The organism is Acidovorax sp. GW821-FHT10E03 (assembly GCF_059415205.1).
This window is the reverse complement of sequence record NZ_JBWKMU010000001.1, coordinates 139,560-151,616: the sequence shown is the minus strand read 5'-3', so window position 1 is coordinate 151,616 and position 12,057 is coordinate 139,560. Positions and strand designations below refer to the sequence as shown.

At 67.3% G+C, this 12,057-nt stretch carries 12 protein-coding genes; 10 read left to right on the top strand and 2 right to left on the bottom strand.

From position 1 onward, the window contains the following. The first annotated feature begins 17 nt into the window (after positions 1–17). Positions 18–446, top strand: a complete 429-nt coding sequence (locus tag AC07OD_RS00655; RefSeq protein ID WP_056170151.1) for an ExbD/TolR family protein — start codon at positions 18–20, stop codon at positions 444–446. 31 nt (positions 447–477) lie between these two features. After that, positions 478–1,443 (top strand): cell envelope integrity protein TolA, encoded by a 966-nt coding sequence (gene tolA / locus AC07OD_RS00650; RefSeq protein WP_218340684.1) that lies wholly within the window; start codon positions 478–480, stop codon positions 1,441–1,443. A 117-nt stretch (positions 1,444–1,560) separates the two neighbouring features. On the opposite strand, the gene AC07OD_RS00645 is transcribed toward tolA, so the two are convergent. Continuing rightward, positions 1,561–2,901: an MFS transporter gene (locus AC07OD_RS00645; protein WP_494594590.1), complete on the bottom strand. Its 1,341-nt coding sequence runs from the start codon at positions 2,899–2,901 to the stop codon at positions 1,561–1,563. Positions 2,902–3,214: 313 nt separating this feature from the next. On the opposite strand from AC07OD_RS00645, the gene cyoA reads away from it, so the two are divergent. From cyoA to AC07OD_RS00610, 7 genes are read left to right on the top strand one after another with little or no spacing between them, the layout of a single operon-like run. Next, positions 3,215–4,276, top strand: coding sequence for a ubiquinol oxidase subunit II (gene cyoA / locus AC07OD_RS00640; protein ID WP_218293949.1), 1,062 nt, complete (start codon positions 3,215–3,217; stop codon positions 4,274–4,276). Positions 4,277–4,334: 58 nt separating this feature from the next. Then, on the top strand, positions 4,335–6,341 hold the full coding sequence (gene cyoB, locus AC07OD_RS00635; RefSeq protein WP_494594588.1) for a cytochrome o ubiquinol oxidase subunit I: 2,007 nt from the start codon (positions 4,335–4,337) through the stop codon (positions 6,339–6,341). Then, positions 6,334–6,978, top strand: a complete 645-nt coding sequence (cyoC, locus tag AC07OD_RS00630; protein ID WP_218293947.1) for a cytochrome o ubiquinol oxidase subunit III — start codon at positions 6,334–6,336, stop codon at positions 6,976–6,978. The genes cyoB and cyoC overlap by 8 nt, the downstream gene beginning before the upstream one ends. Before the next feature lie 2 nt (positions 6,979–6,980). Beyond that, the gene (gene cyoD, locus AC07OD_RS00625; RefSeq protein WP_218293946.1) at positions 6,981–7,400 is read left to right on the top strand and encodes a cytochrome o ubiquinol oxidase subunit IV; all 420 of its coding nucleotides are present in this window, start codon (positions 6,981–6,983) and stop codon (positions 7,398–7,400) included. A gap of 4 nt (positions 7,401–7,404) precedes the next feature. Continuing rightward, complete coding sequence (locus AC07OD_RS00620) at positions 7,405–8,220, top strand: SURF1 family protein (protein ID WP_218293945.1); 816 nt, start codon at positions 7,405–7,407, stop codon at positions 8,218–8,220. Beyond that, positions 8,201–9,526 carry an ATP-binding protein gene (locus AC07OD_RS00615; protein ID WP_218340679.1) on the top strand — a complete coding sequence of 442 codons (1,326 nt, stop codon included), beginning with the start codon at positions 8,201–8,203 and terminating at the stop codon, positions 9,524–9,526. Before AC07OD_RS00620 ends, AC07OD_RS00615 begins: the two co-directional genes overlap by 20 nt. An 8-nt stretch (positions 9,527–9,534) precedes the next feature. Continuing rightward, complete coding sequence (locus AC07OD_RS00610) at positions 9,535–10,086, top strand: response regulator transcription factor (RefSeq protein WP_492254897.1); 552 nt, start codon at positions 9,535–9,537, stop codon at positions 10,084–10,086. Positions 10,087–10,124: 38 nt separating this feature from the next. On the opposite strand, the gene AC07OD_RS00605 is transcribed toward AC07OD_RS00610, so the two are convergent. After that, positions 10,125–10,919: a sulfite exporter TauE/SafE family protein gene (locus tag AC07OD_RS00605; RefSeq protein ID WP_494594584.1), complete on the bottom strand. Its 795-nt coding sequence runs from the start codon at positions 10,917–10,919 to the stop codon at positions 10,125–10,127. Between the two features lie 194 nt (positions 10,920–11,113). Here AC07OD_RS00605 and AC07OD_RS00600 point away from each other — a divergent pair, with 194 nt between their 5' ends. After that, entirely contained in the window at positions 11,114–12,004 is an 891-nt protein-coding gene (locus tag AC07OD_RS00600) for a LysR family transcriptional regulator (RefSeq protein ID WP_494594582.1), read from the top strand. The last annotated feature ends 53 nt before the right edge of the window (positions 12,005–12,057 follow it).

Below are 12,057 nucleotides of genomic sequence, written 5' to 3'. Positions count from 1 at the left end.
CGCAGGAGCGCCACACCATGCCCGCCATGGCATCCCGCGGCCGAGGCCGCCGCACCATCAACGAGATCAACATGGTCCCGTTCATCGACGTGATGCTGGTGCTGCTCATCATCTTCATGGTGACGGCCCCCATGCTCACGCCCGGCGTGGTCGACGTGCCCAGCGTGGGCAAGGGCAAGAACATGCCCAAGGTGGTGGCCCAGGTCATCGTCAACAAGGACGGCTCGCTCCAGTTCAAGACCCCCGAGGCCACGCGCAGCCTGAGCCAGCGCGAGATCGGCGATGCCGCCAGCCGCTGGCAGAAGGCCCAGGGCGCGGACAGCGCGAGCGCGGTGGTCATCAGCGCCGACAAGGGTGTGCAGTACGAAAACGTGGTGAAGGCGATGGACGCCCTGCAGAAGGCGGGCGTGCAACGGGTGGGCCTGTCCGTCAAGCAGGGCGGCTGAACCGAAACCGCGCTCCGCACTCTCACCGCCCATGCACGCCCACACCGACCGCGACCAGTTTGCCCCGCCCCGCCCGCCGGCACGCCTGCGCGCCATCACGCTGGCGGTGCTGGTGCACGCGGTGCTGATCGGCGCGCTGACCTGGGGCGTGAACTGGAAGAGCAGCGCCGACCAGCCCGCGGTGGAGGCCGAGCTCTGGGCCGCCGTGCCCCAGCAGGCCGCGCCCCGTGCCGTGGAGCCCCCGCCACCGCCGCCCGCTCCCCCCGAAGTCCGCACCCCCACGCCGCCGCCACCACCGCCACCGCCCCGCGCGGTGGAACCGCCGGACACGCGCGAGGCCGACATCGCCATCGAGCGTGAAAAGAAGCGCCTGGAACAGGAAAAAAAGGCCCGCGAACAGCAGCAGGAGCGTGAAAAGCGCGAACGTGAACGCAAGGAAGACGAGCGCCGCGACCGCCTGGAGCAGGAGAAGAAGGAACGCCTGCAAAAGGAAAAGGAAAAAGAGCAGCGTGAAAAGCAGCTGGCCGAGCAGAAGAAGGCCGAGCAGGACAAGCAAAAGAAGCTGGCCGAAGACAAGCGCAAGGCGGAAGAAGCCACCAAGCGCAGGACAGAGGCCGAGGAAAAGCAGCTGGCCAAGCAGCGCGAGGACAACCTGCGGCGCATGCAGGGCCTGGCGGGCGCCACCGGCAGCGAAAATGCCACCGGCACCGCGCAGCGCAGCGCCGGCCCCTCGGGCAGCTACGGCGGCAAGGTGGCGGCCAAGGTCAAGCCCAACATCGTGTACCCCGATGCGATCTCGGGCAACCCGCGCGCGGAGGTGGAGGTGCGCCTGTCGCCCGATGGCACCATCGTCGGCAAGCGCCTCGTGCAGTCCAGCGGCAACAAGGCCTGGGACGAAGCCGTGCTGCGCGCGCTGGACAAGACCGAGACCCTGCCGCGCGACGTGGATGGACGCGTGCCGCCTTCCCTGACCATCGGTTTCAGGCCGCAGGACTGAGCCCCCAAAACAAAGCGCCCGGTACTTCCGGGCGCTTTTTCTTTTGCTTTTTGACCTCCAGCGCTTGATGGGTAAGCGCCAGAAGCTATCTATTCGATAGCAAAATACCCGCCGTTGCTACCGGTCGCGCCGCTCCATGCGGCGGTTCAGATTGAGGGCACCCAATGTGCAGGCCACGCCGGACAGCAAATACACCGTCACCGCCAGCAGCCCGAATTGGGAGGACAGGTACAGGGCCACGAGGGGCGCGAAGGCGGCGCCAATGATCCAGGCCAGGTCGGCCGACAAGGCGGCGCCCGTGTAGCGGTACTGGGGCGAGAAATTGGCAGTCACCGTGCCAGAAGCCTGGCCGTACGACAGGCCCAGCAGCACGAAGCCCAGCAGCAGGAACATGGTGCTGCCCACCTCGCCGGAGTTGAGCAACACCGGCGCCATGAAGCTGAACACGCCAATCATCACCGCCATGCCGCCCAGCAGCTTGCGGCGGCCCAGGTGGTCCGACAGCCAGCCCGACACCATGATGGCCCCCGCCGCCAGGAAGGCGCCCACGATCTGCACCCCCAGAATCTGCGTGACGGGTTGTTCCGAGTACAGCGTGATCCACGACAGCGGGAACACCGTGACCAGATGGAACAGCGCAAAACTCGCCAGCGCGGCGAAAGCACCCAAAAGCACATTGCTGCCTTCGTCGCGCACCACGCGGCTCACGGGCACGGGTTGCAGTTCGCGCTCCTGCAGCAGTTCGGCGTACGACTGGCCCACCACGAGGCGCAGGCGGGCGAACAAGGCCACCACGTTCACCGCGAACGCCACGAAGAACGGATAGCGCCAGCCCCAGGCCAGGAATTCCTCGACGGTGAGGCTGCTGTACAGATAGGCAAACAGGCCCGCGGCCAAGACAAACCCCAGCGGCGCGCCCAGCTGCCCGATCATGGCGTACCAGCCCCGGCGGTGCCGGGGGGCGGACATCGCCAGCAGCGACGGCAGGCCGTCCCACGAGCCGCCGAGCGCCAGCCCCTGGCCGATGCGCAGGATCAGCAGCGCCACGATGGCGGTCATGCCCACGTCCTTGTAACCCGGCAGGAAGGCCATGGCCACCGTGCACACCCCCAGCAGGAACAGCGCGATGGTCAGCTTCGTGCCCCGCCCCCAGCGCCGCTGGATGGCCATGGAAATGGCCGTGCCCACGGGCCGCACCACGAACGCCACGGCCAGCAGCGCAAAGGCGGCGAGCGTGCCATCCAGGCGCGACATGAAGGGAAACAGAAACGACGGGAACACCAGCACGCAGGCGATCCCGAAAACGAAGAAGTCGAAATACTCGGACGACCGCCCGATGATCACGCCCACGGCGATTTCGCTGGGAGTGACATCTTCATGCGTGTCCGCCCGGGAGAGAGAGGCTGGGCTTTCTTCGAAGCCGGCCGCGGGGTAGGTGGCAGAGGCGGGGCTGCTCATGAACAGGACTCCTTGTCGTTGTCGGAAAAAACCAGGACGGCTGGGCTCGTCCGCCTGATTTTCAGTGATCGCGCTGCCCGCAAAGGCACCGGGTACCTAGGTTTTACCCGCAAGCCTGCCCCGGGACAAGTACGCCTGGGCCAGGGCGCCGTGCAGGACAACGCCGGCTCTGCCCCCATGCCCTGGATGGGGGGCAACAACCTTTGACCCTGGACAAAATGTCCAATGGACAAAAAAGCTAGCGATATTACATTCTGCGGTATCCCGACATCCGCGTTTACCCTCGAATCAACGCCTTGGTAGCGCCTTTCACATGTTCAAACTTCCTCACTTTCGCGGGCCTGCCTGGCTCGCCGCCGCTGCTGCCCTGGGCGGCCTGGCCGGCTGCAGCAAGGCGGTGGTCCTCAACCCGGCGGGCGACATCGCGGCCCAGCAGGGCCACATGGTCATCCAGGCCACCTTGCTGATGCTCATCATCATCGTGCCGGTGATCGCCCTCACCCTGTGGTTTGCCTGGAAGTACCGCCAGAACAACACCGCCAACACCGAGGAAGACTACGACCCCGACTGGCACCATTCCACCACCCTGGAGCTGGTGATCTGGACGGTGCCGCTCATGATCATCATCGCCCTGGGCGCGCTGACCTGGATCGGCACGCACAAGCTCGACCCGTACCGTCCGCTGGACCGCATCTCGGCCACCAAGCCCCTGGACACGCAATCCACCCCCATGGAAGTGCAGGTGGTGGCCATGGACTGGAAGTGGCTGTTCCTGTATCCCGAGCTGGGCATCGCCACGGTCAATGAACTGGCGGCGCCGGTGGACCGGCCCATTCTCCTGAAGCTCACGGCCACGTCCACCATGAACGCTTTCTACGTGCCCGACCTCGCCGGCATGATCTACGCGATGCCCGGCATGCAGACCGAGCTGAACGCCGTGATCAACCAGCCCGGCGTGTTCCACGGCATGGCGTCACACTACAGCGGCTCGGGCTTTTCGGGCATGACCTTCAAGTTCCACGGCCTGGTCCAGGGCGACTTCGAGCAGTGGGTCGCCAGGGCCCGGTCCGAGGGCAAGCCCCTGACCCGCCAGGCCTACATGGCCCTGGCCAAGCCCAGCGAACGCGACCCCGTGCAGCGCTTTGCCAGCGTGGAAGAAGGCCTGTACGACAAGGTGCTCAACCGCTGCGTCGAGGACGGCAAGATGTGCATGCACCACATGATGGCCATCGACGAGAACGGTGGCGATGCCTACGTGCGCGCCATGGGCCTGAACCTGCCCCAGGACGTGTGCACCTCGCAGAACGCCGCCCAGGTGGTGGCCGCCCTCGAGTCGCGCCACGCCATTTCCACCCGCAGCACCGCCGCCCAATGACCCGCCCCAGCCCCGCCCTGCCGGCCGCCGGCGCCCACGCCCAAGAAGACTGACCGCCATGTCCTCCTCACCTGTTACCGCACCCCACTGGGCCCTGGGCCGCATCACCTGGGATTCCATACCGATGGCGCACGAGCCCATCGTGCTCTGGACCTTTGTCGCCACCGTGCTGGGTGGGCTGGCCGTGATGGCCGCCATCACTAGGTTCCGCCTGTGGGGCACCCTGTGGCGCGACTGGATCTGCAGCATCGACCACAAGAAGATCGGGATCATGTACATGATCCTGGGCGTGGTGATGCTGCTGCGCGGCTTTGCCGACGCCGTGATGATGCGCCTGCAGCAGGCCATGGCCTTTGGCGACAACATGGGCTACCTGCCGCCGCACCACTACGACCAGATCTTCACCGCCCACGGCGTGATCATGATCTTCTTCGTGGCCATGCCGCTGGTCACGGGCCTCATGAACTACCTCGTGCCGCTGCAGATCGGCGCACGCGACGTGTCGTTCCCGTTCCTCAACAACTTCAGCTTCTGGATGACCACGGCCGGCGCCGTGCTGGTGATGGTGTCGCTGTTCCTGGGCGAGTTCTCCACCTCCGGCTGGCTGGCCCTGTCCAACCTCGGCGCGCAGGACCCCGGCGTGGGGCTGGACTACTACATCTGGGCGCTGCAGATCGCGGGGGTGGGCACCACGCTCTCGGGCATCAACCTGATCGTCACCATCATCAAGATGCGCGCGCCGGGGATGAACCTGATGAGGATGCCCGTCTTCACCTGGACGGCCCTGTGCACCAACGCGCTGATCGTAGCCTCGTTCCCGGTGCTCACGGCCGCGCTCGTGCTGATGTCGCTGGACCGCTATGCCGGCACCAACTTCTTCACGAACGACCTGGGCGGCAACGCCATGCTGTACGTGAACCTGATCTGGATCTGGGGCCACCCCGAGGTGTACATCCTGATCCTGCCGTGCTTCGGCATCTTCTCCGAAGTGGTGGCCACGTTCTGCAGGAAGCGCCTGTTCGGCTACACCTCCATGGTGTATGCCACGGTGGTGATCACCATCCTGTCGTACCTGGTGTGGCTGCACCACTTCTTCACCATGGGCTCGGGAGCGAGCGTGAACACGTTCTTCGGCATCACGACGATGATCATCTCGATCCCCACGGGCGCGAAGATCTTCAACTGGCTGTTCACCATGTACAAGGGCCGCATCCGCTTCGAGCTGCCCATGATGTGGACCGTGGCCTTCATGGTGACGTTCGCCATCGGCGGCATGACCGGCGTGCTGCTGGCCGTGCCACCGGCCGACTTCGTGCTGCACAACAGCCTGTTCCTGATCGCCCACTTCCACAACGTGATCATCGGGGGCGTGCTGTTCGGCCTGTTCGCGGGCATCAACTACTGGTACCCCAAGGCCTTCGGCTACAAGCTGGACCGCACCTGGGGCGTGCGCTCCTTCTGGCTGTGGGTGGTGGGCTTCTGGGTGGCGTTCGGCCCGCTGTACGTGCTGGGCCTGATGGGTGTCACGCGCCGTGCCAACCATTTCGAAGACCCGTCCCTGCAGATCTGGTTCGTGATCGCAGCCGTCGGCGCGGCCATGATCGCGGCCGGCATTGCCTGCTTCCTGATCCAGATCGTGGTGAGCTACCTGAAGCGCGAAGAGCTGCGCGACCACACGGGCGACCCGTGGGACGCGCGCACGCTGGAATGGGCCACGTCCTCGCCCCCGCCCGACTACAACTTCGCATTCACGCCCGTGGTGCACGAGATTGACGCGTGGTGGGACATGAAGAAGCATGGCTACCGGCGTCCCCTCGCCGGTTTCCAGCCCATCCACATGCCTGCCAATACCGGATCGGGCGCCGTGATCTCGGCCCTGTCCCTGGTGCTGGGCTTCGCATTGATCTGGCACATGTGGCTGCTCGCGGGCGTGTCGTTCGCGGCCGTGGTCCTGGCGGCCATCATCCACACGTTCAACTACCAGCGCGACTTCCACATCCCGGCCTCCACCGTGGCCAAGACGGAAAACCACCGCACCCAACAACTGCGTGCCAGCCATGTCTGATATCCGATACACCCCCGGCGCGGCAGGCGCCGCCAGCGCGGCGCTCGCGCCGCGCGACTACCACCTGGCGCACGAGCCCCATCCCGAGAACGGCACGGCCCTGGGCTTCTGGCTCTACCTGATGAGCGACTGCCTCATCTTCGCCGCCCTGTTCGCCACCTACGGCGTGCTCGGCCGCAGCTACGCGGCCGGCCCCACCGGCGCGCAGCTGTTCGACCTGACGCTGGTGGCCATCAACACGGCCTTCCTGCTGCTGTCGTCCATCACCTTCGGCTTCGCCATGCTGCGCAAGCAGCTGGGCGACGCCAAGGGCACGCTGCTGTGGCTGGCCGTGACGGGTTTCTTCGGCCTGTGCTTCCTGGGCCTCGAACTCTATGAGTTCGCCCACCTGATCCACCAGGGCGCCACGCCCCAGCGCAGCGCCTTCCTTTCAGCCTTCTTCACGCTGGTGGGCACCCACGGCCTGCACGTGACCTTCGGCCTCGTATGGCTGGTGGTGCTGATGGTGCAGATCGGCAAGCATGGCCTGATCCATGAAAACAAGCGCCGCCTGATGTGCCTGTCGATGTTCTGGCACTTTCTGGACGTGGTCTGGATCGGCGTCTTCACCTTTGTGTACCTGATGGGGGTGCTGTAACCATGAGCGCGCAACACACACACGCACACGATGCCCACGGCCACGGCGATCACCCCCATGAGGTGGGGCCGCACAGCAGCCTGCGCGACTACACGATCGGCTTCGTGCTGTCGGTCGTTCTCACGGCCATCCCCTTCTGGCTGGTCATGGCCAAGGTGATCGCCGACCGCAACACCGCCGTGCTGGTGCTGGGCGCCTTCGCCGTGGTGCAGATCCTGGTGCACATGGTGTATTTCCTGCACATGAACGGCAAGGTTGAGGGAGGATGGACCCTCTTGTCCACCATCTTCACCGTGGTATTCGTGGCCATCGCCATCAGCGGCACGCTGTGGGTCATGTTCCACATGAATGCCAACATGATGCCCGCGCACCCCACTCCCACGCCGCCGGCGCACGAAGCGCCGGGGCATTCGACGCCCTGACACCTTGACGCCAGAGCCCTCCCCCGCGCACGCGCCCTTCGCCCGGCGGCGGCTCCGCCAGGCGGCCCTCGTGCTCGTGGGCATCGCCCTGTTCTCGGCATTTGCCGCCCTGGGCACGTGGCAGGTCCAGCGCCGCGCGTGGAAGCTCGCGCTCATCGAGCGCGTGGAGCACCGGGTGCATGCTGCTCCCGTGGCGGCGCCACCGGCCAGCCAGTGGCCCCGGGTCAACGCGGCAGACCACGAATACCTTGCCGTCACCCTGCAGGGCCGGTGGCTGGCAGACAAGACGGTCCTCACCCAGGCGGTGACAGAGCTGGGCGCGGGCTTCTGGGTCATGGCCCCGCTGCAGCTGGACGACGGCACGCAGGTGCTCGTGAACCGCGGTTTTGTACCGCAGGCGCAGCGCAACCAGTGGCTCACGGGAGGGGCGCAGCCACCCCGGCCCGTGGCCACCGTGGAAGGACTGCTGAGGATCTCGGAGCCTGGCGGCGGTTTTCTGCGGACCAATGATCCCGCGCAGCAACGCTGGCACTCGCGCGACGTGGCCGCCATCAGCCAGGCACTGGGGCTGCCCCGCGCCGCGCCCTTCTTCGTGGATGCGGGCCTGCCCGCCGCTGGCGGCGCGCCTTCCGTGCAGACCTGGCCCCGCCCGGGCATGACGGTGATCCGTTTTTCCAACAGCCATCTGGTGTACGCGGCGACCTGGTACGGGCTCGCGCTCATGGTTGCGGGCGCCGGCTGGTATGTGGCACGCTATGAACGCCGCCGGCATGGCCCTTCCCGCCGCCCCACGACCACCGATGAACCCCCTTCGCCCTGATGCCGCCACCGCCCTGCCGCAGCGCAATGCCCGCTCGGCCGATGCCGCGGCGGGCATCAAGAACCTCCAGCAGCTGATCCAGCTGCGCTGGATCGCCGTGGTCGGACAGGTGTTCACCATCGAGATGGCGCACTACAGCCTGGGCCTGGTGCTGCCGCAGCGCGAAATGCTGCTGGTGGTGGGATGCCTTGCGCTTTTCAACGTGGCCAGCCTGCTGCGCCTGCGCATGGGCCCCGTGGTGGTGCGCAACGTGGAGCTTTTCCTGGCGCTGCTGATCGACGTCGCCGTGCTCACGGTACAGCTCTACCTGAGCGGCGGCACCAGCAACCCGTTCGTGTTTCTGTACCTGCTGCAGATCACGCTGGGGGCCGTGCTGCTGCGCGGCGCCTACATCTGGTCCATCGTGATCACCACGCTGCTGTGCTTCGGCTTGCTGGCCGTCTACCACCTGCCCCTGGAGCTGCCGCAGGACCTGCACCAGGGCCTGTCCAGCCTGTACGTGATCGGGCTGCTGGTCTGCTTCGCGCTCAATGCCACCCTGGTCGTCGTCTTCATCACGCGCATCAGCCTGAACCTGCGCGAGCGCGATGCGCGCCTGGCGGCCGCGCGCCGGCGCCGCGTGGAAGAGGAACACATCGTGCGCATGGGGCTGCTGGCCTCGGGCGCCGCGCACGAGCTGGGCACCCCGCTGTCCACCCTGGCCGTGATCCTGGGCGACTGGCGACGCGATGAGCGCCTGGCGGCCCATGAACCGCTGCAGGAAGACATCGGCGAGATGCAGGCCCAGGTGCAGCGCTGCAAGAGCATCGTGAGCGGCATCCTGCTCTCGGCCGGAGAGACCCGCGGGGAAGCTTCGGTGCAGACCACCGTGCGCACCTTCGTCGATGCCCTGGCAGAGGAATGGCGCAGCACGCGGTCGATGCCGCGGTTCGTGTACGACAACGACTTCGGCGCCGACACGCCCATGGTGTCGGACACCACGCTCCAGCAGATGGTTTTCAATGTGCTCGACAATGCGCGCGACGCCTCGCCGGCATGGGTGCGCCTGGCCATCACGCGCAGCGCCGATGCGCTGCGCATCACCGTCACCGACGCAGGGCCCGGTTTTGCGCCGGGCATGCTGGCAAGGCTGGGAACCCCCTACCAGTCCACCAAGGAGCGCCCCGGGGGCGGGCTGGGCCTGTACCTCGTGCTCAACGTGGCACGCACGCTGGGCGGCAGCGTCACGGCGCACAACCGCCCCGAAGGGGGTGCCGAAGTCACCATAGAGCTGCCGCTGGCAGCGATCGCCTTGCCTGGAGCCTGACGCGCATCATGGATACCGACACAGAAAAAGAAGAACGCCTGTTGCTGATCGTGGAAGACGACGAGGCCTTTGCCCGCACGCTGGCGCGCTCGTTCGAGCGGCGCGGCTACCGCGTGCTGCAGGCCACGGGCCTTCCCGAGGTCGAAGCCCTGCTCGCACAGCACACGCCCGGCTATGCGGTGGTGGACCTCAAGCTCAAGGGCGAAGCCTCGGGCCTGGTCTGCGTGCAGAAGCTGCATGCGGCCAGCGAGGCCATGCTCATCGTGGTGCTCACAGGCTTTGCCAGCATCGCCACGGCGGTGGAGGCCGTGAAGCTGGGCGCATGCCACTACCTCGCCAAGCCGTCCAATACCGACGACATCGAGGCCGCCTTCGGGCTCAAGGCGGGCAACACCGACGTGGAGCTGACGAACCGGTCCAGCTCCATCAAGACCCTGGAATGGGAGCGCATCAACGAAGTGCTGGCCGAAACCGGCTTCAATCTCTCGGAAGCGGCAAGGCGCCTGGGCATGCACCGCCGCACCCTCACCCGCAAGCTGGAGAAAAAACAGGTCCGGTAACGGCCGGCAGGCGAGGAAACAGCGCCCCGCGCAGCGCCCTAGCGCGACGCAAAACCATGCCATGCCAGCACGTCCACCACCATGGCCACGCCCAGGGCCAGCAGGCCCAGCATGAGGCTGCGCCGAAACCACACGGGTGACATCCGGGCCCGCAGCCACTGCCCACACGCCATGCCCGCCAGCGCAGGCAGCAGCATCACGACCGACAGCCCCACGGTCGCCATGGAATAGCTCGCGTTGAATGCCAGGCCGGCGGCCAGCGCGAGTGTGGAGACCGTGAAGCTCAGCCCCATGGCCTGCACCAGCGCATCGCGCTGCAGGCCCAGCGCCTGCAGATAGGGCACGGCGGGCACCACGAAAACACCCGTGGCGGCGGCGATGGCACCGGTCGCGAACCCCACCAGGGGCCCCTGCCAGCCCTGGGCCGGCAGGGGCAGCACCCGCCGCGTCCCCGTCAAGCCCCAGGCGCCATACAGCGCGAGGGCCAGCCCCAGCGCCAAGCGCGACCCAGGGCCCGCGGGCGCCCCCAGCCACCACGCGCACAGCCAGGTGCCCAGGCAGATTCCGCATTGCATGCCGCCCAGGCGCCGCACCAGCGGCCACACGGCGGGCCAGGGGCGCATCTGCCAGACATTGGTGACCAGCGAAGGCACCACCAGCAACGCCGCCGCCTGGGCCGGCGGAACCAGCATGGCCAAGAGGGCCATCGCCACCGTGGGCAGGCCCAGCCCCACCACGCCCTTGACCGTGCCGGCCAGCCAGAAAATGGCGGCCGCCCCCGCCAGCCAGCCCGGCGCAATGCCGTGGCCCCACAGCTCGGCAACCCCGTTCATGAGCGCCCCGCCCCGGAAGGCGGCTGATTCATCACAAGTTCCATCGGTATCCCCTGGTCCGAAACCCACCCACCGCATGTCCAGCAACGCAGTGCCAAAGGCCATTGTTTCGGATGGCCCCGCCCCTGGAAATGCGGAAGCCGCGTAGCCCGCCTCAGGCGCGGCCGAAGCCTGCCATGTGGTACGTTTGCCCCATGCGCTTTGACCTCACCGACCTGCGTCTCTTCGTGCACGTGCACGAAGCAGGCACCATCACGGGGGGCGCCGAACGCAGCCACATGGCGCTGGCCTCGGCCAGCGAGCGCATACGCGGCATGGAGGACGCGCTGGGCGTGCCCCTGCTGCTGCGCGAACAACGCGGCGTGCAGCCCACGCCCGCGGGCCACACGCTACTGCACCACGCGCGGCTGGTGCTGCAGCAGATGGAGCACCTGCGCGGCGACCTGGGCGAATATGGCGCGGGCCTGGCGGGCCATGTGCGCGTGCTGTGCAACAGCTCGGCGCTGAGCGAGTACCTGCCGCGGGCGATGGCGGGCTTTCTGGCGCGGCACCCGCGCATTTCGGTGGACGTGGAGGAGCGCTCCAGCCAGGAGGTGGCCGATGCGGTGCGCGCCGGGCTGTGCGACATGGGCCTGGTGTCCGACGCGGTGGACCTCGAAGGCCTGTCCACGCGGGTGCTGCGGCCCGACCCGCTGGTGCTGGTGGTGCCTCAGGGGCACGCACTGGCCGCGCAACGCAGCGTGGCGCTGGCCGACGTCGCGCACCTGGACTTCGTTGGCCTGGCCGAGGGCAGCGCGCTGCAGGCCCTGGTGGTGCGCCAGGCACAGCGCCAGGGGCGGCGGCTGCGCTACCGCGTGCGGCTGCGCCAGTTCGAGGCGGTGTGCCAGCTCGTGGGGCTGGGCGTGGGCGTGGGCATCATTCCCCGCACGGCAGCCGCACGCCACAGCCGGGCGCAGCACGTGAAGGCCGTGCGCCTGACCGATGCCTGGGCGGACCGGCAACTGGTGCTGTGCCTGCGCGAGCTCGACGAATTGCCGCAGCATGCGCAGCAGCTGGTGCAGCATTTGCTGCCGGCGCTGGGCTGAAAAGCCCTGGAGCGGCCGACGAAACCCTTCTCGCGCCGCTGCTGTGCCCTGCC

Bases quoted from the DNA above. Each gene is read 5' to 3' on its own strand.
- AC07OD_RS00655 (WP_056170151.1), top strand. From the start codon at position 18: ATGCCCGCCATGGCATCCCGCGGCCGAGGCCGCCGCACCATCAACGAG.
- cyoB (WP_494594588.1), top strand. From the start codon at position 4,335: ATGTCCTCCTCACCTGTTACCGCACCCCACTGGGCCCTGGGCCGCATC.
- cyoC (WP_218293947.1), top strand. From the start codon at position 6,334: ATGTCTGATATCCGATACACCCCCGGCGCGGCAGGCGCCGCCAGCGCG.
- cyoA (WP_218293949.1), top strand. From the start codon at position 3,215: ATGTTCAAACTTCCTCACTTTCGCGGGCCTGCCTGGCTCGCCGCCGCT.
- tolA (WP_218340684.1), top strand. From the start codon at position 478: ATGCACGCCCACACCGACCGCGACCAGTTTGCCCCGCCCCGCCCGCCG.
- cyoD (WP_218293946.1), top strand. From the start codon at position 6,981: ATGAGCGCGCAACACACACACGCACACGATGCCCACGGCCACGGCGAT.
- AC07OD_RS00615 (WP_218340679.1), top strand. From the start codon at position 8,201: ATGAACCCCCTTCGCCCTGATGCCGCCACCGCCCTGCCGCAGCGCAAT.
- AC07OD_RS00600 (WP_494594582.1), top strand. From the start codon at position 11,114: ATGCGCTTTGACCTCACCGACCTGCGTCTCTTCGTGCACGTGCACGAA.
- AC07OD_RS00610 (WP_492254897.1), top strand. From the start codon at position 9,535: ATGGATACCGACACAGAAAAAGAAGAACGCCTGTTGCTGATCGTGGAA.
- AC07OD_RS00605 (WP_494594584.1), bottom strand. From the start codon at position 10,919: ATGAACGGGGTTGCCGAGCTGTGGGGCCACGGCATTGCGCCGGGCTGG.
- AC07OD_RS00645 (WP_494594590.1), bottom strand. From the start codon at position 2,901: ATGAGCAGCCCCGCCTCTGCCACCTACCCCGCGGCCGGCTTCGAAGAA.